This is a genomic window from Methylobacterium sp. B1 (assembly GCF_000333255.1).
GTDB lineage: Bacteria > Pseudomonadota > Alphaproteobacteria > Rhizobiales > Beijerinckiaceae > Methylobacterium > Methylobacterium fujisawaense.
Window position 1 is genome coordinate 1 of record NZ_BACT01000827.1, and the last position, 23,229, is coordinate 23,229.

The 23,229-nt window shown below is 72.0% G+C and carries 16 protein-coding genes and 1 pseudogene; 7 read left to right on the forward strand and 10 right to left on the reverse strand.

The window, feature by feature from the left end:
* Positions 1-273 precede the first annotated feature (273 nt).
* The 6 genes from I53_RS23805 to I53_RS23830 all read right to left on the reverse strand — a co-directional run bounded on the left by I53_RS23805 (position 274) and on the right by I53_RS23830 (position 11,511).
* A complete protein-coding gene (locus I53_RS23805; protein ID WP_043355376.1) occupies positions 274-3,348 on the reverse strand; it encodes a ribonuclease E/G in 3,075 nt (1,024 codons plus the stop codon).
* Positions 3,349-4,020: 672 nt separating this feature from the next.
* Entirely contained in the window at positions 4,021-5,349 is a 1,329-nt protein-coding gene (glcF, locus tag I53_RS23810; RefSeq protein WP_043355378.1) for a glycolate oxidase subunit GlcF, read from the reverse strand.
* A 146-nt stretch (positions 5,350-5,495) separates the two neighbouring features.
* Entirely contained in the window at positions 5,496-6,683 is a 1,188-nt protein-coding gene (locus tag I53_RS23815; RefSeq protein WP_043355381.1) for an FAD-binding protein, read from the reverse strand.
* A gap of 90 nt (positions 6,684-6,773) precedes the next feature.
* Entirely contained in the window at positions 6,774-8,276 is a 1,503-nt protein-coding gene (locus I53_RS23820) for a lipopolysaccharide biosynthesis protein (protein ID WP_051045044.1), read from the reverse strand.
* A gap of 124 nt (positions 8,277-8,400) precedes the next feature.
* Positions 8,401-10,500, reverse strand: a complete 2,100-nt coding sequence (locus tag I53_RS23825; protein ID WP_043355382.1) for a methyl-accepting chemotaxis protein — start codon at positions 10,498-10,500, stop codon at positions 8,401-8,403.
* Between the two features lie 504 nt (positions 10,501-11,004).
* Positions 11,005-11,511: an N-acetyltransferase gene (locus I53_RS23830; protein WP_043355384.1), complete on the reverse strand. Its 507-nt coding sequence runs from the start codon at positions 11,509-11,511 to the stop codon at positions 11,005-11,007.
* 719 nt (positions 11,512-12,230) lie between these two features.
* Between I53_RS23830 and I53_RS23835 the strand changes: the two genes are divergently transcribed.
* The 5 genes from I53_RS23835 (at position 12,231) to I53_RS23855 (ending at position 17,629) form a co-directional block, all read left to right on the forward strand.
* On the forward strand, positions 12,231-13,397 hold the full coding sequence (locus tag I53_RS23835) for a type III PLP-dependent enzyme (protein WP_043355385.1): 1,167 nt from the start codon (positions 12,231-12,233) through the stop codon (positions 13,395-13,397).
* A gap of 131 nt (positions 13,398-13,528) precedes the next feature.
* The gene (locus I53_RS23840; protein ID WP_043355387.1) at positions 13,529-14,080 is read left to right on the forward strand and encodes a GNAT family N-acetyltransferase; all 552 of its coding nucleotides are present in this window, start codon (positions 13,529-13,531) and stop codon (positions 14,078-14,080) included.
* Positions 14,081-14,398: 318 nt separating this feature from the next.
* Positions 14,399-15,412: an N-acetyltransferase DgcN gene (dgcN, locus tag I53_RS23845; protein WP_043355388.1), complete on the forward strand. Its 1,014-nt coding sequence runs from the start codon at positions 14,399-14,401 to the stop codon at positions 15,410-15,412.
* 1 nt (position 15,413) lies between these two features.
* A complete protein-coding gene (dgcA, locus tag I53_RS23850; RefSeq protein WP_043355389.1) occupies positions 15,414-16,397 on the forward strand; it encodes an N-acetyl-D-Glu racemase DgcA in 984 nt (327 codons plus the stop codon).
* Between the two features lie 182 nt (positions 16,398-16,579).
* Positions 16,580-17,629, forward strand: a complete 1,050-nt coding sequence (locus tag I53_RS23855) for a ketopantoate reductase family protein (RefSeq protein ID WP_043355391.1) — start codon at positions 16,580-16,582, stop codon at positions 17,627-17,629.
* A gap of 363 nt (positions 17,630-17,992) precedes the next feature.
* Here I53_RS23855 and I53_RS23860 read toward each other — a convergent pair whose 3' ends face one another.
* Entirely contained in the window at positions 17,993-18,331 is a 339-nt protein-coding gene (locus tag I53_RS23860) for a DUF1491 family protein (RefSeq protein WP_043355392.1), read from the reverse strand.
* 318 nt (positions 18,332-18,649) lie between these two features.
* Here I53_RS23860 and I53_RS23865 point away from each other — a divergent pair, with 318 nt between their 5' ends.
* Entirely contained in the window at positions 18,650-18,940 is a 291-nt protein-coding gene (locus I53_RS23865; RefSeq protein WP_043355394.1) for a hypothetical protein, read from the forward strand.
* Positions 18,941-19,012: 72 nt separating this feature from the next.
* Here the strand turns inward: I53_RS23865 and I53_RS23870 are convergent, their stop codons facing one another.
* Together I53_RS23870 and I53_RS23875 are read right to left on the reverse strand one after the other, a co-directional pair.
* Positions 19,013-19,729, reverse strand: a complete 717-nt coding sequence (locus tag I53_RS23870) for a peptidoglycan-binding protein (protein WP_043355396.1) — start codon at positions 19,727-19,729, stop codon at positions 19,013-19,015.
* Positions 19,730-19,756: 27 nt separating this feature from the next.
* A pseudogene (locus I53_RS23875) lies at positions 19,757-21,648 on the reverse strand (sensor histidine kinase).
* Between the two features lie 253 nt (positions 21,649-21,901).
* On the opposite strand from I53_RS23875, the gene I53_RS23880 reads away from it, so the two are divergent.
* On the forward strand, positions 21,902-22,231 hold the full coding sequence (locus I53_RS23880; RefSeq protein WP_043355398.1) for a hypothetical protein: 330 nt from the start codon (positions 21,902-21,904) through the stop codon (positions 22,229-22,231).
* Between the two features lie 11 nt (positions 22,232-22,242).
* Here I53_RS23880 and I53_RS23885 read toward each other — a convergent pair whose 3' ends face one another.
* Positions 22,243-23,001, reverse strand: coding sequence for a hypothetical protein (locus tag I53_RS23885; RefSeq protein WP_251982428.1), 759 nt, complete (start codon positions 22,999-23,001; stop codon positions 22,243-22,245).
* Between the last annotated feature and the right edge of the window lie 228 nt (positions 23,002-23,229).

The following is a 23,229-nucleotide window of genomic DNA, read 5'->3' on the forward strand; positions in this document are numbered from 1 at the left end:
TTCCACGACCAGCGCCGCCGCCGGAATCGTGGACGGCGCAGGCGTTATGACCGGGGGTGCGACCGCGTCAGAAACGTGACGCTGCCGACGCAAACTGAACATGCGGGACACTCCGATATCGGAATCGAAGCGGACCCTCGCACAGAACCTTCAATCAATGGTGAAGGATAACCGGATCTGCCCGCCGCCGATATAGCACTCTGCGGAAGTGCAATCGGCGGCGCTGCCAGAGGTTGCGCCTCCAGATATGGATCTATCTGGAGGCGCAATGCTTCATTCGCCCGTCAGAGCGGCCTTGGTGCGCGACCACCAGCCCGCGCGCTTGGGACGGTCCGGATCGGCGGGCGGCGTCAGAACCACCGCCACGGGCTCCGCGGGGACCTCCGCCGGGCCAGCGGTCGCGGCGTCCGGCGCAGCGGCGGGCTCCCGGTCGGCCGGCGCAGGGGCTTCGGCTTCCGCCACCGGCAGATCCACGGCGGTCTCGGTGCGGCCGGCCGCCGGGGCGGCCTCGACCGCCTCCGCCACCGCCTGGGCGCTCACCGGCTCTTCCGCCGACAGGGCCACCGTCTCGCCCACCGCCTCGGGAACATCCTCCGTCTCGGCGGCGTCCCGCGTGCGGCCCTCGCTCCGTCCGCGACCGCCGCGGCGTCCGCGGCGGCGGCGGCGTCCGCCCTCGTCCTCGGCGCGGGCCGCCTCGTCGGGGCCGGCCACGGCCTCGTCGGTCTCCCCGGCCTCGGCTGCGACGGCCTCGGCCGGCGCCTCGGCTGCGGCCGGCTCCTCACCGTCCCAGTCCTCGTCCCGACCGTCCTCGTCCGAGCGCTCGCCCTCCTGGCGATCATCGTCGCCGCGATCCTCCTCGGCGCGACCGTCCTGACGCCCGCCCCGGCGGCGCCGGCGGCGGCGCCGGCGGCGGCCTTCACCCTCCTCGCGCGTCGACTCCTCGCGCGTCTCGGCGCGGCCCTCCTCGGCCTCGCCCTCGGCATCCGCCTCGACCTCGGCCTCGACCTCGTCGGCCTCCTCGTCCTCGTCCTCGAACTCCGTGGTGGGCGAGATCGCCTGGGCGCGCACGCCCGTCACCGGACCCTCGGCGCGCTGAGCCGGCTCGCCGCGGTCGAGCTGGAAGGCCGCGGTGGCGGCCAGCCGCTCGTCGGCCGCGATCGTGATGGTCACGCCGAAGCGCATCTCCAGCTCGCGCAGGTGCCCGCGCTTCTGGTTGAGGATGTAGAGGGCGACCTCGGTGCGGGTCCGCAGCACGAGGTTGTGGCTCGCCGACTTGAGCAGCGCCTCCTCGATGGAGCGCAGGATGTGCAGGGCCACCGAGGCGGTGGCGCGCACGAAGCCCGAGCCGCCGCAATGGGCGCAGGGGATCGAGGAGGATTCGAGCACGCCCGTGCGGATGCGCTGGCGGCTCATCTCCATGAGGCCGAAGGGCGAGATCCGGCCGACCTGGATGCGGGCGCGGTCGTTCTTCAGGCACTCGTTCAGCTTCTTCTCGACGGCGCGGTTGTTGCGCTTCTCCTCCATGTCGATGAAGTCGATGACGATCAGGCCCGCGAGGTCGCGCAGGCGCAGCTGGCGGGCAACCTCCTCGGCGGCCTCCAGGTTCGTCTTGAGGGCGGTGTCCTCGATGTCGTGCTCGCGGGTGGCGCGGCCCGAGTTCACGTCGATCGAGACCAGGGCCTCGGTCGGGTTGATCACAAGATAGCCGCCGGACTTCAGCGAGACGTGGCTGGAGAACATCGCGTCGAGCTGCTGCTCGACGCCGAAGCGGGCGAAGATCGGCGTCGGGTCGCGGTAGGGCTTCACGACCTTGGACTGGCCGGGCATCAGCATCCGCATGAAGTCCTTGGCCTCGCGGTAGGCGTCCTCGCCGGCGACCAGAACCTCGTCCAGATCCTTGTTGTACAGGTCGCGGATGGCGCGCTTGATCAGCGAGCCTTCCTCGTAGACCAGCGCGGGCGCCATCGAGGTCAGCGTCAGCTCGCGGACCGACTCCCACAGCCGCATCAGGTACTCGAAGTCGCGGGCGATCTCGGGCTTGGAGCGCGAGGCACCGGCGGTGCGCAGGATGACGCCCATCCCTTCGGGCACCTCCAGATCCTGCACGACCTCCTTGAGGCGCTTGCGGTCGGCCGCCGAGGTGATCTTCCGAGAGATGCCGCCGCCGCGACCGGTATTGGGCATCAGCACCGAGTAGCGGCCGGCGAGCGACAGGTAGGTGGTGAGCGCCGCGCCCTTCGTGCCGCGCTCCTCCTTGACCACCTGAACCAGGATGATCTGGCGGCGCTTGATCACCTCCTGGATCTTGTACTGGCGGCGGTAGTGGCGGGGCCGCTCGGGGATCTCGGCCAGGGCGTCGCCGTTGCCGCCGACCTGGGCGATCTTGGGCTCGGCGTCGGGATCGTCGGAATCCTCGTCCGACTCGTCCTCATCCTCGTCGGACTCGTCCTCGTCGTCCTCCGACTCGTCCTCGTCCTCATCCTCGTCGTCGGATTCCTCGTCGTCCTCGTCGGACGCGTCATCCGCCTCTTCGGCGTCCGCCGGCTCGGCGGTCTCTTCCGCGAGGGACTCGGCCGGCGCTTCGGCGACGGTCAGCGCCCCCGCCACGGCGATGCGGGCCTCGGCCTCGACCGGGGCGTCCTGCTCGGCGGCGGCGTCGTCAGCGACCGGCCCGGCCATGTCGTGCGCCGCCTGCGCCTCGGCAGGGGCGGCCTCGGCGGGGGCAGCGTCGAACGGCGCCTCGGCCGCCGGCTCGGCGGCCTGCGCCGGCTCGTCCCGTGCCGGCTCGTCCTGCGCCACGGGGATGTCGCCGGCGGCGGTCTCGGAGGCGAGGGCCTCCCGCACGGCCTCGGGATGCTCGGCGAGCGTATCGGGCTCGGCGGCCGGGTCGAAACCGGCTTCCGTCCGGATCTCGGCCTGATCCTCGGTCTGGGACGCCTCGTGCCCGTCCTCGGCGCTCACGGTCTCGTCGGCGCCGCGGGCGCGGGCCTCGGCGCGGCGGCCGCGGGAGCGGCGCGGCGACCGGCGGCGGCGCTCCTCGCGCTCGCGGTGCTCCTCGGCGTCGCGGGCGTCCTCCTCGAGGAGCGCCTGCCGGTCGGCGAGCGGGATCTGGTAATAGTCGGGGTGGATCTCGTTGAAGGCCAGGAAGCCATGGCGGTTGCCGCCATACTCCACGAACGCCGCCTGGAGCGACGGCTCCACCCGGGTCACCTTGGCGAGATAGATGTTGCCGCGCAGCTGACGCCGGTTGGCGGCTTCGAAATCGAACTCCTCGACCCTAGACCCGTGGACCGTGACGACCCGGGTCTCCTCCGGGTGCATCGCGTCGATCAGCATTTTGTTGGCCATGTCGGACTCTCGGCATGGCGGCCGACGTCGTTCTCCGTGCCCGTGGTCCCGGCGGCGCCTCGCCCGACGTCAAACCTGTCGGGTGGGGTGCCGGCCTCGTCGCCGAGGCGGATGGGTTCGAGGGGAAATTGCCGTCAACCGCCGTTCGGCGCCCTGGGCGCCTGGGGTTGAAACAGGCCGGGAGGAGGGACGGACCGGTGCGACGCGCCTCTTGCGCCTCCGGGGCACGCGCAGCTCTATGCTGGGCCGTGCGTCCGTCCATCGTGGTCCCGACCTCGCGAAACAATCTCGGCCGATGGGGATCGGCCGTGAATTCTGGGGTGCGGCGGAGAAGCTCCGCCGCGTCGTGTGACACCTGCCCGATCACGGGCGACACCCGTCGCCGTCAGGCGGACCGAAACGGCCCGCCGCGACACCGCGACCGTTTTCGCAAGGAATTCGGTCACGTCCGCGGGCCGTTGCGGCGACCGGCGGGACCGGAGAGGGGTCCTCATCATTACAGACCGCTGTGCGGATTTGGCAAGGGTCAAGCGTGAATAGATGTCACGGGGCTGTCATGGCGCGCGAGGGCGGAGCCGCCGTCCCTGCGTGCGCGGTCCTGCGTCGTAGCGCATCCCCGGGGCCCGGTGCGTGCGCGCGCGATGCCGGGGCGGCGATCCGGCCGGGAGGATCCTATTCCGCCGCCGCGATCCGCGGTGCCACCCCGGCGAGCGCGGCGGGCTTCGGGCCGCCGGTCGCCCAGTCGAGCAGCTCGACCGTGTGGACGATCGGGATGCCGGTGCCCTTCCCGATCTGCGTGGCGCAGCCGATGTTGCCGGTGGCGATCACGTCGGGGCGCACGCGCTCGATGTTGGCGACCTTGCGGGCGCGCAGCTTCGCAGCCAGCTCCGGCTGCAGGATGTTGTAGGTCCCCGCCGAGCCGCAGCAGATATGGCCCTCGGGCACGTCCTTCACGGTGAAGCCCGCCCGCTTGAGCAGCGTCTTCGGCTCCAGCCGGATGCCCTGGCCGTGCTGCATCGAGCAGGCGGAGTGGTAGGCCACCACGAGGTCGTTCTCGGCCACCGGAGCGAGGTCGAGCAACGCCAGATACTCGGTGACGTCCTTGGCCAAGGACGACACGCGCCGCGCCTTCTCGGCATAGGCGGGGTCGTCGCGGAACATGAAGCCGTAATCCTTGATGGTCGTGCCGCATCCGGACGCGGTGACCAAGATCGCGTCGAGGCCCTTGGCGATCTCGGCGTCCCAGGCGTCGATCGTCTGCTTGGCATGGGTGTGGGCGGAATCCTCCTTGCCCATGTGGTGGGTCAGCGCCCCGCAGCAGCCCTCGTTGGCGTGCACCACCTCGATCCCGTGCCGGTTGAGCAGCCGGATCGCCGCCGCGTTGAAGTCCGGCCGCAACACGCTCTGGGCGCAGCCGCGCAGCAGGGCGACGCGCTTGGTCGCCGGGCCGCCCGTCGGCGGGAACCGGCCCGGCCGGTTGGTCGGCTCGCGGGGCGGCATCCCGGCGGGCGCCAGGTCGAGCATGGCGGCGAGGCGGTTGCCGACCCGCGGCAGCCGCGCCACCAGCCCGCGGACCGGGCTTCCGAGCTTGGCGGCGGCGAGGGCGAGGCGGAACCGGTTCGGGTACGGCAGGACCTGGGCGAGCAGCGTCCGCAGGAACCGGTCGCCGGCCGGCCGCGCGTAGGTCTTCTCGATATGGGCCCGGGCATGGTCGACGAGGTGCATGTAGTGCACCCCGGACGGGCAGGTGGTCATGCACGACAGGCAGGAGAGGCAGCGGTCGATATGCTTGACCACCTCCTGCGAGGCCGGCTTGCCGCCCTCCAGCATGTCCTTGATCAGGTAGATGCGGCCGCGCGGCGAATCGAGCTCGTCGCCGAGCAGCAGGTAAGTCGGGCAGGTCGCCGTGCAGAAGCCGCAATGCACGCAGGTCCGCAGGATCTTCTCCGAGGCCGCCATGGCGGGATCGGCGAGCTGGGCGGGGGCAAAATTGGTCTGCACGGTCTCTTCCTGCCTGCTCTCCGCCCCCCTTGCGGGGCGGAGTTCCGGGATCGCGGATCCCGCATGGGGGGCGCAGGAGGCACCGTTGCGCCCGGTCCTCAGCCACCCCGTTCCTGGCCCCTCCCCGCGGGGGGAGGGGATGAACCTCAAACCTGCGCGTACATCCGGCCGGGGTTGAGCACCCCGGCGGGATCGTGCGCCGCCTTGATGCCGGCGGTGAGCCGCATCAGCGGCTCGGCCAGCGGCTGGAACACCGGCACGGCGGCGCGCACGGCGTCGGGGGCGCGGACCAGCGTGGCGTGGCCGCCCTGGGTCTTCACGGCCCGGCGCACCGCATCGGCGCCGGCATCGCCCTCGGCACCGGTGGCGAGCCAGATCAGGCCGCCGCCCCAGTCGAAGAACCAACGCGCGGNGCGCTCCGCCGCCACCGCCGCCGCCAGGGCCGGGCCGTGGGTCGGCGCGGTGGAGATCCGCCAGAGGGCGGCCTCCCGCGGCTCGGCGAGCGGCGCGGCGTCCCGCACGGACCGCCAGAGGGCGGCGCCGGGCTCGCCGTCCACGATCTCGGGCTGGCCGTAGCGCTTGACCAGGCGGCGCAGCTCGCCCGTGCGGTAGTCGATGGAGTCGGAAAAGCCTTCGAGGCGCATCAGGGTCCGCGCCTCCGGGGCTCCGATCCCCGCCGGCAGATGCGCGGCGCCGGTGAGTTCGAAGGGCGAGCCGAGGGCCTCCGAAAGGGCCGTCACCGCCCGGGCATCGTCCAGCCCGGAGAAGACGAGGGTCGCCACGCGCTCGCAGGCCGGCAGCACCTTGAAGGTGACCTCGGTGAGCAGGCCCAGCGTGCCGTGGGCGCCGGCCATCAGCTTCACGAGGTCGAGCCCGGTGACGTTCTTCATCACCCGCCCGCCCGACTTGATCGCCTCGCCCCGCCCGTTGACGAAGCGCACGCCGATCAGGCTGTCCCGGGCCGCCCCGGCATTGATGCGGCGCGGGCCGGCATTGTTGATCGCCGCCACCGCGCCGAGGGTCGGCGCGCCGGAGCTGCCGTAGAGGCCGCGCAGGTCCATCGGCTCGAAGGGCAGCATCTGGCCCCGGGAGGCGAGCAGCGCCTCGACCTCGGCCAGCGGCGTGCCCGCCCGGGCCGCCACCACCATCTCGGCGGGTTCGTAGAGCGTGACGCCGGTCAGCGCCTTCGCGGAAAGCGTCGCGCTGTCCTGCGCGGGCCGACCGAGCCCCGCGGCGGTGCCGCCGCCCGCGAGCCGCAGGCGCTCGCCGCGCCCGGCGGCCGCCCGCACGATCTCCCCGGCCTCCGCCTCGGTGCCGGGCTCGTACACGCCCATCGTTTCCGTCCCGGTCCTGTTTGTATCCATTCCAGGACGGGTGTCGCCGGATCCGGCGGCGGATTCAAGCGGAGGTGGAGTCGCGGGGTTTCAGCGGGCGGGTTTCCTGTGCGGGGCTGCCGCGAAGGCGCCTGCCTGGGGCCTGGAACCCTGCTCCGCCGCCAGGGTCCGCGCGGGACGCAGACGCGCCAGGACCTGACGGCGCAGGCCGGCGATGTCGAAGATCCAGACCAGCGCCCCGTAGAGGGCCGTCCCGGCCGGGACCAGGACCGCCAGCGCGGTGGCGGGCGGCAGGTGCCGGAAGGGGGCGAGCGCGAGGCCCATCGCCGCGCAGGCGAGGGCCGCGACGCCGATCTCCCCCCAGGGCAGCACGATCCGCTCGGCGCCGGTGAGGGCGCGCCAGCCGAGCCACAATCCCGCGGCGGCGAGCCCGGCGGTCTGCGCCAGGGCGACGCCGATCCCGCCCATCCGGTCCGGCAGGATCAGAAGGCCGGCGCCGTTCACCGCGAGGCCGACCAGGGCGGCGGCGACCACCGGCAGGGTCCGGCGGCGGATCTGGAAGACCGGGTTGAGGGCGTAGAACATCATCGACAGGCAGAAGAGGCCCGGCATCAGCACGGTGCTGTAGGTCTCGAACGGCCCGCGATAGGCGTCCGGCACGACCAGTCCCTGGAGGGCCGGCAGCACCGCCCAGAAACCGACCGCGCAGGGTGCCAGCAGGGCGAACACCGTGCCGGCATTGGCGGCGACCTGCGCCTCGGCGGCGGCGCGGCCGCTCTGCTCCTCCGCCTGCACGGCGAGCTGGAACAGGAGCAGGTCGAGGGCGGTGCCGAGCGTCGTCATCGCGCGCGCGGTGACGTCGGCGGCCAGTGCGAAGTAGCCGGCCTCGGCGAAGCCGGCATGGCTGGCGATGGCGCCCCGGTTCACGAAGGCGAGGCACTGATAGGCGGTGTTGGCGGCGATGAGCGGCAGGCCGTAGCGGGCGAAGACCCTCCAGGTCGCCGACAGGCGCGGCCGTTCGAAGGGCGTGTGCGGGTCGCGCAGCGGGTGGCGCAGCAGGAGCACCGCGAGGAGCTGGCTGAGCCCCGCCGCCGCCAGCACCCAGGCCGGCTGGGGCAGCCACCACGCCGCCGCCGCCATCAGGGCGAAGGACAGGACGTTCTTCACCGCGACGAGGCCGAGATAGAGCTTGCCGTCGAACCGGGCCCGGGCGAGGGCCGCGTGGTAGTCGAACACGCCGATGCCGAGCGCCGCGAGGCCGGTTCCGCACAGGACCGCCTCGCGTCCGTCGGCGCCGCCGGCGAAGCCGAAGGCCCCGCACAGGGCGGCGGCGGCCAGAAGCAGCAGGCCGATGCGCAGATAGGCTCGGTCGAGCCCGTGGCGGATCCACGGCTCGTCGACCCGCACCCGTCCCGAGTAGAACCGCGTCGCCGAGAGGCGCAGCCACTCGAACAGCACCGTGTTCAGCACGATGGCGCCGGTGGTCGCGAGGGCGAACCGGCCGAAATCGGCCGGCCCCAGCAGCTTGGCGATCAGCAGGCCGAGGACGAAGTTGAGCCCCGCATTGATGACGAAGGCGGCGATCACGGCCATGGACGGCGTCTCATGCGCGGCGGGGTCGCCCCGCCCGTTCCCGCGCTGTAGCGCGCGAGCCGTAAGACTCCCCTAACCGGGCGAGATCGGGGCGGAGACCCGCGGGGCCTCCGACACCGTCCGGTCAGGCGGCCCGGACGGTGTCGAGGAAGCGCGTGACTTCGGCCGTGAGCGTCGCGGATTGGCGCGACAGCGCGGACGCCGCCGCCAGCACCGCGTCGGCGGCCCGGCCGGTCTCCTCGGCGGCCCCGGCGACGCCCAGGATGGTGCTGGTCACCGCACCGGTGCCGACGGCCGCCTGCCCGACATTCCGGACGATCTCCCGGGTGGCCGATCCCTGCTCCTCCACCGCCGCGGCGATCGCGTTCGCCACGCCGCTGATCTCCTCGATCCGCCCCGTGATCGCGCCGATCGCCGTGACGGCCCGGCCGGTCACGCCCTGGATGCCGGCGATCTGGCCGGCGATCTCCTCGGTCGCCCGCGCGGTCTGCGCCGCCAGCGCCTTCACCTCGCTGGCGACGACCGCGAAGCCCCGGCCGGCCTCGCCGGCGCGGGCGGCCTCGATCGTCGCGTTGAGCGCCAGCAGATTGGTCTGGCCGGCGATCGCCGCGATCAGCCCGATCACGTCGCCGATCCGCGCGACCGCGCCGCTCAGGTCCCGGACCAGCGTGCCCGTCTGTCCCGCCTCCGAGACGGCCCCTTGGGCGAGCTTGGTCGATCCCTCGACCTGCCGGCCGATCTCCTCCACGGAGGCCCCGAGTTCCTCGGCCGCCGCCGCCACCGTGTTGACGTTGGCGGCAGCCTCCTCGGCGGCGGCCGCCACGGTGCTGGACTGGCTCGCGGTCTGGGTCGCGGTGGCCGTCATGGTCTGGGCCGTACCCTGCAGGGCGGTGGCCGAGTCCGAGACCTGAGCGATGATGCCGCCGACCGTCTGCTCGAAGCGCTCGGCCATCGCCCGCAGGTCGGACCGGCGCCGCGCCTCCGCCGCCAGCCGCGCCTCGGCGGCCTCGGCTTCGAGCTGGCGGCTGCGGATCAGGTTGTCCTTGAACACCTGGACGGCCCGCGCCATCGCGCCGATCTCGTTGCGGTAGGCGCGCGCCGGGACCGTGGCGGAGGCGTCCCCGTCCGCCAGCGCCTGCATCGTCGCCGTCAGCGCCCGGAGCGGGCGCAGCACGCCGCCGAACAGGGTCCACAGGCCGAGGGCCACCAGCAGGATCACCGCCAGCAGCGCCGCGACGCTGTGCACGACGTCGGTCCGGGCCGCGTCGGCGAGAGTCTCGGCGCGCGCCACCATCGCGTCGAGGGCCGCGTCGCAGAGGGCCACGAGGGAGCGCTGGTTCTCGGTGTTGCGGTCGCGCAGCTCCGCGAAGGTGTGGCGCGGGGGCGTGTGCGTGCTGAGCGCGTCGAAGACCGCCTGCGCGATGGCCTTGGTGTCGCCCTCGAAATTGTCGGCCTTCGCCCGCACGAACGCGGCCCGCACCGTCTCCGAGACGTCGGTCGCGGCCTCGGTCGTGCGCCGCCACGCGGACAGAAGTTCGGTCCGCTCCTCAGCCGCCGCGACGGTCTCGGGCAGGGACCACGACGTTCCGGCGATCAGGGAGGTCTGCACCCGCACCGCGACGTTGCCGCTGGCGACGCGCGTGTCCCAGGCCGCCTGTTTGAGGGCGAGATAGCGCTCCAGGACGGGATCGGACCGGGGAATGGCCACGTCGACCGCCTTCAGCGTGGCCGTCAGGGCCTCGAGCAGGTCCTGGAAGGCGGCCATCGCGGCGTCCCGCAGCGCCGGCTCACGACGGGCCTTCGGCAGCCTGAGGGCCGCGTCGATGCGGGGGCGCAGGGCCGCCATCGCCTCCTGGGCCGCGTTCAGGCGATCGAGCGTCGCGCTGACCGTCGGCTCGGCCAGATCGCTCAGGCTGCGCTGAGCCTGGCGGTAATTCTCGATCAGCGCCTGCCGGCTGCCCGCGATGGTCGACAGGGTCTTCGCGTCCGCGGGCGCCTCACCCCCGAGGGCGAGGGTCGATCCGCGCTCCAGCCGCAGCGGCAGGATGGTCCGGAGGAGTCCCTGGCTCGCCTGCGTCAAGGTCACCGCCCTGACCGCACCCATCGCCTGCGCCCGCTCGTCGAAGAGTGTCCTGACGGCGTTGGCCAGCGCCATGCAGGCCATGATGACGATCACCAGGGACAACAACGTCCGGATCGAGAAGCGCCCCAGCCAGCGAGTCATGGGTAAAGTCTCAAGGTCTGCGATGCTTTGTCTTAAAACGTTAGGTTTTGTCAGGCAATCGGCGGATCATGTGTTGTATAATTGCGATTTTATACGGATATTGTCATCGAGATTTTATAATAGAACGCGAATTTGATTGAGAGGCGAGTCAATTTACGGGGGTTGTGCCGAATTTATAAGCGCTGAAATCAGCGTGGCCTGGGCGGCGCGACGGGGCTGCTCCCCGCGGTCGAACGGCGCGAGGCGGATCTGGCGCCCTGCGGTCGCATCCGCGAACGGCCCGAGGCCGAGCGCGGCCGGCCTGCCGGCACCCTGCGGGAGCGTGCGGCGAAGCAGTCCCGGGCGGGGCTCGCCTGCTCGGTGTCCTGCCCGTCGGGCCGCCGCGTCCCCTCGTGACGACGAACAGGGCCGCGGGAGCGGGCGGCTTCGATCGCATCCGGATGTCAACGTGATGGCTGCCGGCCCGCAGGCGGCCCGCGTATCGGCGGCAGCCCTGCGCGACGCCTACAGCCCGCGCTCGTAGCGCCAGGCTTCCATCCCGTCCTCGTAATAGTCCGGCCGCACGGCGAAGCGGGTATAGCCCCGGCGCTCGTAGAGGCGGATGCCGGCGCCGTTGTCGGCGCGCACCTCCAGCCGGAGCCGGTCGCAGCCCTGGCTGCGGGCCTGCGCCTCCGCCGCGTCGAGGAGTCGGCCGCCGAGGCCGAGGCCGCCGCGATTCGGCGCCACCGCGATCGACGCCAGCCGGGCGATCCGGCTGCTGCGCCGCCGCTCCAGCACCGCGGCGCCGACGAGGACCGGCGTCGGGTCCGCATCCGGCGCGTCGATCAGCGCCGCCAGCACGTCCATGGTGGGCGACAGGATCGCGTGGCGGATCGCCCGGCGCTCCGCCCGGTCTGTGGCGAAGGCGGCGTGCTCCAGGGCGACCAGGGCGTCGAGATCGGCGAGCGTGGCGGTCCGGATCGTCGGCTCGGGGAGCCCGTCGCCGACCGGGTTGCGCAGGGGGGCGCTCACGCCCGCGCCGTCGCGGTGGATCTGGTCGGCCCGGCCATCGCTTGCTTACCTGCGTGTTCTGCCCGCTCCGGTCAGATGCCCGCTTCCGCCCCGCTTGGGAAGCCCGCACGGCGCCTTCGGCCCGGTCGGGCTGCGTCGTTTTTGCAACGGGCCGCACGGGGTGTGGATTCCGGGCGGAAAAGCGGGCGGTCCGGGGCATCTTCCCCTTGCCGGGCCGGGCCTGTCTCCGTATATGCGCCGTGCCCAATTTCGCACGTGCCTGTGGCCGCGTGTCGGTTGGTGGGCATCCGGTCAACTGCCGGACAGCCGCCAGGGGTCTTAAAGGATCGATGGTCGCAAGGGTGGATCCCTACGGCCGGCATCCAGGTGGCAACACCGGACCCCGACAACAACCGGCAGCCGGAGGCGAAACCGGCGAACCCCGCTCTCCACGGGGGACGCAGCTTAAAGCAACGACGAACGGGCTTTTTTGGTCTCGTCGGCCCTCCACAGGCCGGCACCGAAGAGGCTTGTTTCTCTTTGCCCGGCGTGCGGTGGGGGTCATCCCTTCCAATCCACGGCAGCTTCCGGGTGCTCTGCGCCCGCACTGACGCACGCGTCTCCAAAGCGCGTGGGTCCGCGCGACGCATCGCCCCCTGACGCCGACGGCCAGTCCTGGCCGTCATCTTCGACAGCGCGCCCCGCGTAGGGCGCTCGCGAACCCGTGCCGGGAGACGACTATGACCGACCGCATCCGTGACTTCCTGCGCGTGCGCCGCGACCTCGGTCAGGACGAGGGCCCCGTGATGGTCCTCGATCTCGACGTCGTGCGTGACAACTACACCGCCTTCGCGCGCTCCCTGCCGGACACCCGCGTGTTCTACGCCGTGAAGGCGAACCCGGCCCCCGAGGTGCTGCGCCTGCTCGCCGAGATGGGCTCGTGCTTCGACACCGCCTCCGTCGCCGAGATGGAGATGGTGCTGGCCGCCGGCGCCACCGCCGACCGGATCTCCTTCGGCAACACGATCAAGAAGGAGCGCTGCATCGGCCGCGCCCTGAAGCTCGGCATCCGCCTGTTCGCGGTCGACTGCCAGGCCGAGGTCGAGAAGATCGCCCGGGCCGCCGTGGCCACGGACGTGCCGACCGGCGAGATCCGGGTGTTCTGCCGCATCCTGTGCGACGGCGCGGGCGCCGACTGGCCGCTCTCGCGCAAGTTCGGCTGCGTGCCCGAGATGGCCGCGGACGTGCTGGAGCACGCCCATCGCCAGGGGCTGGAGGCCTACGGCATCTCGTTCCATGTCGGCTCGCAGCAGGGCAACACCGAGGCCTGGGACGGGGCGCTCGGCTCCGCGGCGGCGATCTTCCGCGAGTGCGCGGAGCGCGGGATCGGCCTGTCGATGGTCAATCTCGGCGGCGGCTTCCCGACCAAGTACCTCAAGGCGGTGCCGGGCGTGGAGAGCTACGGCGAGGCGATCTTCCGGGGCCTGACCAAGCATTTCGGCAACCAGATCCCCGAGACGATCATCGAGCCGGGCCGCGGCATGGTCGGCAATGCCGGCCTGATCGAGGCCGAGGTCGTGCTCGTGTCGAAGAAGTCCGCGGACGCCGACGAGGTCCGGTGGGTCTACCTCGACATCGGCAAGTTCGGCGGGCTGGCCGAGACCATGGACGAGGCGATCCGCTACCCGATCCGCACCGCCCGGGACGGCGACGCGACCGAGCCCTGCGTCATCGCCGGCCCGACCTGCGACTCGGTGGACGTGCTCTACGAGCGGCAGCTCTATCCGCTGCCGGTCTCGCTCTCGATCGGCGACAAGGTGCTGATCGAGGGTGCGGGCGCCTACACCACCACCTACGCGGCGGTGGCCTTCAACGGCTTCCCGCCCCTTCAGCAGATCGTCATCTGACCTGCTGCAGAGCCTCCCGGCAGCCTGTCGCTGCCGGGAGCGATCTCCCGCTGTCGCATCGACGGATCGCCTTCGGCCGTCCGTCGGAACCCACCGCTTCTCCCGCTTGCCGGCCCGGGGAGGGCACAGCCATGATCGAGATCCGCGCGGAGCATGTCCACGACGTCCCGGCGCGCGAGCGCCTGCTCGACGCGTGCTTTCCCGGCAACCGCCATGCCAAGACCTCGGAGCGCCTGCGCGAAGGCCGTCGGCCGGCCCGCGGCCTCGCCTTCGCGGCGATTCGGGGCGGCCGCCTCGTCGGCACCCTGCGGCTGTGGCACGTCGAGGCCGGGCTCGCCCGCCCGGCGCTGCTGCTCGGCCCGCTCGCCGTCGATCCGGCGATCCAGGGGCAGGGGCTCGGCTCGGTGATGATGCAGGCGGCCCTCGGCCGGGCGGAGGCCCTCGGCCACGGCGCCGTGCTGCTGGTCGGCGACGCGCCCTACTACGCCCGCTTCGGCTTCGACCGGGCGCTCGCGGAGGGCCTGACCCTGCCGGGGCCGTTCGAGCGCGAGCGCTTCCTCGGTCTCGAGCTGCGCGCGGGCGCTCTGGCGGGCGTCGAGGGGATGGTCCGGGCGACCGGCGCGCTGTCGCCGGTGGGCGCGGTGGCCAACGAGGCGGGGGTGGCGCGACGACGCGCCGCCTGAACGGGGACACCAGGCGCCGCGGGGGTGAGATCGGCTTTCCCCAACGCGATTTCATCCCAGGGTGCCCACGTGAGCGGGCCTCGAAGGAGCCATCGAGCCAGCCGCGCGAGCCCTGGAGGCCTCCTTCGCGGCCTCCCTGCGCTGCGGCACCTCGGGTTGCGGAGAGGGTCGTAGGGGCGTCCCTTCAGGATGACGCAACCCGGTCATGCCCGCGACGGCGGCCGTGTCCACCCGCTTGGCCGGTCTCGTGCATTGCGCCCGGCGCCCGCGATCCCGCATAGACGGTCCGCCGGCCTCCCGGAGAAGGTTGCTCGACCGATGCAGATCGCCACGCCCTACCTGATGTTCCTGGGCGACGTGCCCGACACGCTGGCGGCCAAGACCGCCTACGGCATCAAGGACTGGCGCCCCGAATGGTGCGTCGGCCAGATGCGCCTGCCGGGCTGCGCCGCCGATCTCGGCATCCCCGACATGACCCTGCCGGAGGCCCTGGCGAAGGGCTGCCGGACCCTTGTGATCGGCGTCGTCAATGCCGGCGGCGTGCTGCCGGATCACTGGGTCAAGGAGATCGTCGCGGCGATCGAGGCCGGGCTCGACGTGGCGAGCGGCCTGCACGTCAAGCTCGGTACGATTCCGGCCATCGCGGAGGCTGCCGCGCGGCGTAACCGCCAGCTCCACGACGTCCGCCACACCGACGAGCGCTTCCCCACTGGCAAGGGCACCAAGCGGTCGGGCCGGCGCCTGCTCACCGTCGGCACCGACTGCTCCGTCGGCAAGAAGTACACCGTGCTCGCCCTGGAGCGCGGCATGCGCGAGCGCGGCCTCGACGCCGATTTCTGCGCCACCGGCCAGACCGGCGTGTTCATCTCCGGCCGGGGCGTCGCCATCGACGCCGTGGTGGCCGACTTCATCTCCGGCGCCGTCGAGACGATCTCGCCGGAGGCGGCCTCCAACCACTGGGACCTGATCGAGGGCCAGGGCTCGCTCTACCACCCGTCCTTCGCGGGGGTGAGCCTCGGCCTGCTGCACGGCGCCCAGGCCGACGCCTTCGTGGTCTGCCACGAGCCGACCCGCACCACGATGCGCGGCGTGAAGCACCCGCTCCCCACCATCCGCCAGGTGATCGACCTGACCGTCCAGCTCGGCAGCCTGACCAACCCGGCGATCAGGCCGGTGGGCATCGCGGTCAACACCCAGGCGCTTGCCGAGGGCGAGGCGCGGGCGCTCCTCGAGACGCTCGCGTCCGAGCACGACCTGCCCGCCACCGACCCGGTGCGCTTCGGCGTCGACGGGCTGGTCGACCGGATCGTCGCCGAGTTCCCGGAGATCTGACATGGCCCGTCGCCTGAGCCTCGCCGTCGAGCGCTTCCCGATCGCCGGCGCCTTCACGATCTCCCGCGGCAGCCGCACCGAGATCGCCGTCGTGGTGGCGACGCTCACGGACGGCGACACGGTCGGGCGCGGCGAGTGCGTGCCCTATCCGCGCTATGGCGAGAGCGTCGAGAGCGTCAGCGCGCTGATCGAAGGGCAGGCGGAGGCGATCGCGGCCGGGATCGGGCGCGATGCGCTGATGACCCGCATGAAAGCGGGGGCGGCGCGCAACGCCCTGGACTGCGCGCTGTTCGACCTCGAGGCGAAGCTCCAGGGCCGCCCCGCCTGGGCGATCGCCGGTCTGCCGGCGCCTCAGCCGGTCATCACCGCCTACACGCTGAGCCTCGGCACGCCGGAGAGCATGGAAGAGGCCGCCCGCAAGGCGGCCCACCGGCCCCTGCTCAAGGTCAAGCTCGGCGGGGTAGGGGACCCGGAGCGCATCGCCGCCGTCCGGGCCGGCGCGCCCGATGCCCGGCTGATCGTCGACGCCAACGAGGCGTGGCGGCCCGAGACCATCGAGGCCAACCTCGCCGCCTGCCTGAAGGCCGGCGTCGCGCTGATCGAGCAGCCGCTGCCGGCCGACGCCGATGCCCTGCTCGCCGAGATCGCGCATCCGGTGCCGGTCTGCGCCGACGAGAGCCTGCACGACCGCGCCGGCCTCGACGCGCTCGCCGGGCGCTACGACGCGATCAACATCAAGCTCGACAAGACCGGCGGCCTGACCGAGGCGGTGCTGCTCGCCCGCGAGGCGAAGGGGAGGGGGCTCGCGATCATGGTCGGCTGCATGCTCGGCACCTCGCTGGGCATGGCGCCGGCGGCGCTCCTCGCCGAGGGCGCCGAGTTCGTCGATCTCGACGGGCCGCTACTGCTCGCCCGCGACCGCGACCCGCCGCTCCGCTACGACGGCAGCCTGATGCACCCGCCCACGCCGGAGCTGTGGGGATAGGATTCGCCTCGCCTGTCACCGGCGGGGCGTCACAACGGGTTTGGGATTAGGTATACCAGAAGGCTTGCGTTCCGCCCGCCCGGCTGCCATCCATCGGCGGTGCGATGGGGCCGTGGCGTGGACGCGCTGTTCCCCGCAGCCAGACAACACAACAGCAGTCTTCAATGCTGGGGAGGAACGACGTGGCCAGAAACATCCTGATCCTGGGGGCCTCCTACGGCTCGCTCCTGGGGACCAAGCTCCTGATGGCCGGTCACAACGTGACCCTGGTCTGCCGCAGGAAGACCGCCGACCTGATCAACCGCGAGGGCACCGAGGTCCGCATCAAGCTCCGCGACGAGAAGGAGCACCGCGCGATCCACTCGCGCGACCTGCCCGGCAAGGTCGACGCCATGCCGCCGGAAGACGTCGACGTGTCGCGCTACGACCTCGTCGGCCTCGCCATGCAGGAGCCGCAGTACAACAACCACACGATCCGCGTCCTGATGATCAAGATCGCGGCGGCGAAGCTGCCGTGCCTGTCGATCATGAACATGCCGCCGCTGCCCTACCTCAAGCGGATCCCGGCGCTCGCCGCCATGGATCTTGAGGATGCCTACACCAATGCCGGCGTCTGGGACCGGTTCGAGCCGGGGCTGGTGTCGCTCTGCTCCCCCGACCCGCAGGCCTTCCGGCCGCCCGAGGAGGAGGCCAACGTCCTCCATGTCGGCCTGCCGACCAACTTCAAGGCCGCGACCTTCGCCGACGAGGCGCACAACACGCTTCTCCGCGAGCTGGAGGCCGACATCGACGCCGTGCGCCTCGACGGGCACGACGTGCCGGTGAAGCTGAAGGTGTTCGACTCGCTGTTCGTGCCGCTGGCCAAGTGGTCGATGCTGCTCACCGGCAATTACCGGTGCATCACCCCGGGCGCGCCGCAATCGATCCACGACGCCGTCCACGGCGACCTCGCGCGCTCGCGGGCGATCTACGACCATGTCGACGGGATCGCCCGGAAGCTCGGCGCCGATCCGGCCGATCAGGTGCCGTTCGAGAAATACGCCAAGGCGGCCGAGAGCCTGCTGAAGCCGTCCTCGGCGGCGCGCGCGGTCGCCAACGGTGCGCCCTACATCGAGCGCGTCGACCTGCTGGTGAAGCTGATCTCGCACCAGCTCGGTGATCCGAACGCCGAGATCGACCGCACCGTCGAGACCGTCGACCGCAAGCTCGACGAGCGCATCATCGAGGGCTGACGGGCGCCGTCGCTTCGCTCCGCCCCGGTATCACGGGCGCAGCGAAGCGATTGAGGTCGCGCGACATCGGCGGCCGTGGCGTCGCTGGATTGCTTCGCTGCGTTCGCAACGACGGCGAGCGGGCGCTGGAGCCGCTCCCCCGGAGCGCCTCGCGTCACGGGACACGGCGTTCTGGCCTTCGGTCATTCCGGCCCTCCCCTCATCCTGAGGGGCCGGAGCGCAGCAGAGGCCTCGAAGGAGGGTTACAGCCAGCCGCGCGATCCCCGGAGGGCTCTTTCGAGGCCGCTGCGCAGCACCTCAGGATGCGGGCGATGTGTGGGAGGGCCCTCCGTCAGGCGCAGCCCGACCGGGCGCGGCCCTCCATCACTCCGCCAAGTCCAGGAAATGCCGCCCCTGGCGGTCGTCGATCTCGATGATCCAGAGATCGGAATCGAACCGGATCTCCTTTGTCAGGCGCTCCTCCACGTCGAGCGGGCTGCCGCCGGTGACGATCCCGGCGAAACGGCGGTCGCCGCTCTCCTCGGCCTCGAACAGGGCCTGCGGCGCCGGTCCGTAGAGGTCGGCGCTGCCGTCGAGCCGATCGACCTTCACGAAGATCGCACCCGCCTCCGCGGACCCGCGCCGCCGCAGCACGGCCGGGATGCCGGCGACATCCAGACGCCGCAGATGGGCCGAAACCCAGAAATCGGAGCGCAGGCGCATGCGTCTGTAGCCCTGTGAGGATCCGTTCGCCGCAGGGCCTGTGTCCCGGCGGATCAGCCGGATCCGGAACCCTGCGAGCGCCGGGTGGCGCGTCCTCCGCCATGCGCGAAAGCGCCGGTCCGGGCAACCGCCGGTGCACGGCCTGGCATCTCCATAACGGTTCAGGCGGCGGAATATTCCTTCAGAAAATCGAGTATTTATCGGGATTAAAATAGAATTGATCGATGTGCGACAACGCACATCTATAGTATTGTTCGCTGATTATCTGAGCAAAGGGCGCCCGAATTTGCATCTCACGATGATTTAAGGAGCACTCCGATGTGGAGAATGACCTCGCTTGCGGCGCTGATCGTCGCCGGCCTGTGCGGTGTTGTGCCGTCGGCCCACGCCCGTCCGGAGACGCTCATGGATTTACTGGGCAACCGCGATTCCGCATCCTGCCCGCGCTACCAGCGGACGCCGCAGGATCGCTGCAACATCGTCGTGCATCGACCCGGGGGTAATCCCACGCAGGACATGACCGGATCGATCGGACACGCGAAGTCCTGGCAGGCCAATGGCGGTCCACGCTGCAAGACGATCTGCCGGTTCACCGGCACGCAATACTGAGGGCCCGCCTCCGCGCTCTCACGCCGATCGGCACCCGCGCCGCAAGCGCGGCGGGGGTGCCGCCCTGTCTCGCTAACCGTGGCCGGCCCGGGCCATCAGCTCGCGCAAGGTCCGGCCCGTCGCCTCGCCGGTGACCGGAAGCTTGGCGCTGCGCTCGAACTTCTCGATCGCCGCCCGCGTGCCCGGTCCCATCGCGCCGTCGGGCTTCACCGCGTAGCCGAGCTTCGACAGCGCCTTCTGGGCCCGCATCACCGGATCACCGTCCTTCTCGGGCTTGGCGGTCTTGGCGGCGTCTTTCGTCTCCTTCGGAGCCGGCTTCGCGGCCGGGCGGACCGGCGACGCTTTCGGGGTGACCGAGGCGGTGGTCTCATCGGATCGGATCAGCTCGCCGATCGCGTCCCGGGCCGCCGGCTTGGCGGGCGCCGGCGCGGCGACGCGTTCGGGATCGATGACGCGCACCGGATCCCGGGCCGCCTCCCGGACGGGCTCCTTGGCGGCCGGGGCCGCCTCGCGCGCGGCAGGTGCCTTCTGGGCGAGCTTGGGCAGGATCGGCGCCGGATGGCGCCCGGTCTGGTAACCGAGGGCGTTGACGCAGACGAAGCCCGCCGCGCACAGGGCCGCGAGGCTGCCGAGAACGGTGCCCGGGCTGGTCCGGCAGGTGGCGCCCGTCGCCTTCAGCGCGCCGACGAGGACGGCACGCCAGTCGCCCTGGACGGCGGCGCGGCGCGGCGCGGGACGGCGTGCACGGCTGGGTTCGCCCGGGACGGTGATCTCGCGGTAGCCTGACATCATGTCTCCTTCCGGGGGATCTGCCGATCAGGCGGTGCGGCGCAGGACCGGGTCGGCCGGGACCGAGGCGGCGCTCGGCTCCGCGTCGAACAGGCCGAGCGGCAGGCGCACCACGCGGCGCGACACCGGAGCGCCCCGCACGGCGTGCGGATCGGAGCCGGCCCATGGTCGGCCGCAGGAGCCGGGCAGACGAGGGGCAGGGTTACGGTCACGACGGTCCCGGCCTGCGGGGCGCTCTCGATCAGCAGGGCGCCGCCGTGCAAGCCGACCAGGCCCTGCACCACCGAGAGTCCGAGGCCGGTTCCCTCGTGCTGGCGCTTGTAGCCGCCGCTGCCCGCCTGGAAGAACGGGGTCCCGAGCTTGGGCAGGTCGTCCGTACCGATGCCGACGCCGGTATCGGCCACGACGATGTCCAGGCTGCCCGCGCCGCGGCGCAGGGACAGGTCGACCCGGCCGCCGCGCGGGGTGAACTTCACCGCGTTCGAGATGAGATTGATCAGAACCTGCCGGCAGGCGGCGGGATCGGCGGTGATCTCCACCGGGCCCGACGGGGCGACGGTGAGGACGATGCCGGCGGCGTCGGCCTTCAGGCGCATCAGGTCGCAGCAGGCCCGAAGCAGGCCCGCGATGTCGAAGCATTCGGGGGCGCAGTCGAAGTTGCCGCTCTGGATCCGGCTCATGTCGAGCAGCGTGTTGACCACGCCGAGCAGATGGTGGCCGGAGGCGCCGATAATGCCGGCATATTCCCGCGCCTGGTCCGGGCCGAGGCTGACGGCGCCTTGGCCCGCCAGGACCTCGGAGAAGCCGATGATCGCATTGAGCGGCGTGCGCAGCTCGTGGGTCACGTTGGCCAGGAACCGGCCCTTGATCGCGTCGGCGCGTTCGGCCTCGGCGCGGGCGCGCTCCAGCTCCACGGCATGCCGGTGGTGCTCGGTCATGTCGCGGGTGACCGCCACCACCGCCATGGCGGCCTCGTGCGGCCCGTGCTCGATCCGGTGGGCGCGCATCTCGGCGTGGATCAGGCTCGCGCCGTCGGGCCGGCCGGCCTCGGCCTCGACGTGCAGGCGCAGGGGCAGGGTCGCGGGCCGCCCGGTCGCCGCCACGTCGCTCACCGCCTTGAGGAAGGCCGGCCGGTCGGCGACATGGACCCGCTCCAGCAGCCCATGGCCGCGCAGCCGGGCCGGGTCGCTGCCGAGCAGCCGCGTGGCCGAGACCGAGGCTTCCAGCACGCGGCCGTTGCGGTCGTGCCAGGTCACGAGATCGTCGATCGCCGAGAGGAGCAGCCGGTCGCGGGCCTCGTTGTCGCGCAGCCGCTCGCGCCAGACGCCTTCGTTGCGCATGTGCTCCAGAGCCTGGGCGGCGACATGGCCGATCGCGGTGATCGCGAAGGCCGGGAGCGCGATCCCCGCCGAGATGTCCATGACCGGCAGGGCGCCGGCCCAGGCGCCGAGGGCCACCACGGTCAGCACGCCGAGAACCGCCATGACGGAGGCCGCGATCGTCGCGCGGAGCGAGCCGGAGACCAGCGCCTCCAGGGGGATCGCCACCAGCCAGACCGCGGCGGGCGATGCGGCGCCGCCGGTGACGCCCGCCAGGGCGACGACGAGGCCGGTCAGGCCCGCCGAGGAGACCGCGTGGGCGATCCAGAGGGACCCGGTGCGGGCGAGCAGGACGGCGGCGAAGACTGGCAGCAGCAGGCTCGCGATCGCCAGGACCTCGAAGCCGGACGGCACCCCGCGCCAGAGCAGATAGGGCGGCAGACCGACCATCATGACGGCGCCGGTCGCCAGCCGCGACACCAGGAAGCGCTGGTGGCGCGCACGGGCCGGCGCATTGTCGGCCACGGATTCGTGGACGAGACCCGCGAGCCGGTCGTCGATCAACGACGTCAGGACAGTCTTAATGGTCAAGGTTGGCACGCGCCGCGCAGAATGCGTTCCCGCATCCGTCGCGCCTCCGGTTCCACTTCGAACGACTTCCGGACGGTCGCAGAGCCGGCTTAAACGAGTGTTGCGGGACTTGTCCGATTGATCGGGATGCTTTCCGCGAGGTAACCAGCCGATTGCGGACAAGCTTCATTCACCATCGCGCGGAAAAGCTCGGGTCGGTTGAGGCCCGGTTGAGGAAATCCGTCGAATGCTTCCGCTTGATCTCGAGCGGAGGAATCGTCTCATGACCGTCCTGCTGCGCGCCGCGCTGGTGATCGGCGTGCTCTCCTACTTTGCCTTGCTGCGAGCCGGGACGGATCCGGCCGCCGAGGCGAGACGGCTCGCCGACGCGGTGCCCAGCGCCCAGGCGGCGCTGCCGGCGGCCCTCGACGCGGTGCCAGCCGAGGCCCGCGAGCGGGCGGTGCGCGCCGTCCTGGCCCGCGGCCTGATGGCCGAACTGAGCCGCCGCGCCGCGGAGCCGACGGCCTCAACCGACACCCTTGAGGAGACCGATCGGCAGCCCGCTTGGCGGGGCGCCGATCCGCAGCGCGATCCGCCCGTCGATCCCCGCTGACGTCCGGCCCGTCAGGCCGGCTCCCCGCCGCCCGCTGCCCGGGCGCGCACCGGCAGGGAGGGGCGCTGCGCGGCGACGCGCTCTGCGCCCTGGCGCAGCTTCGCCTCCGGGCCGTGCAGCGGCTGATGGGCCTCGCCGCGCCCGCGCTCGGCGAGGGGCCGGTCGAGGATCGCGGCGATCAGGTCCCGGGAGGCCGGCCGGCTCACGGTGCGGAACAGCCGGACGAGGTCGGCCACCCGCTCGGCCGAGCGCGCGACACCCTGGTTGAGGGTCAGGAAGATGTAGACCGCCTCCTCCTCGTGCAGGCCGGCAGCCCGCAGACCCAGGGTCAGGAGGTCGTAGCGGGCGCTGGCGTCGGCGACCACGGTCAGGAAATCGCGCGGCAGGCCGAGGCCGTCGGCCAGGGCCGCCATGAAGGCCGGCACGTCGCGGGCGGCGGACAGGCCGGTCAGGGTCTCGCCGAGGCCGCGGGGCGCCGGCGGGCAGGGGCGCAGGGCGGCGGTCGCCTCGACGGCCCGGCCGATCACCGTGCGGCGGATCGGATCGGCGTGCAGGTACAGGGGCACGAGGTCGGCGGCCGAGACGTCGGGCCGGACCAGGAGGAGCCGGGCGAGGTCGGGGGCGCTGCGGCCGCGGTTCACGAGCCGCGCCAGGGCTGCCCCCCGCAGGGTGTGGCCGAGATTGGCGGCCAGCGCGCGGTCGATCTCGGGGCGGCCCTCGCGGGAGAGCTCGTCCACCGCCTCGCGGCTCAACCCGCTGCCTTCCCCCAAGTCCGCTCGTAAGCGGACGTCAGTCAACCCTTCGGCCCGGCTGCCTAAGCTGCTGGCCACGACTGCGGATGGGTATCTAACCAAAAGTTGTGGCGATGTCCCATAGACATCCGTTTGGATTGAGAGTTTTCTGACGCCGGTCTGCACTTCGTCAGGCAACCAGAAATAGTCGAATGGCTGCTAACGAAATAATAGGGATACGAGACGAAACTGTGAAAGACTGGGCCT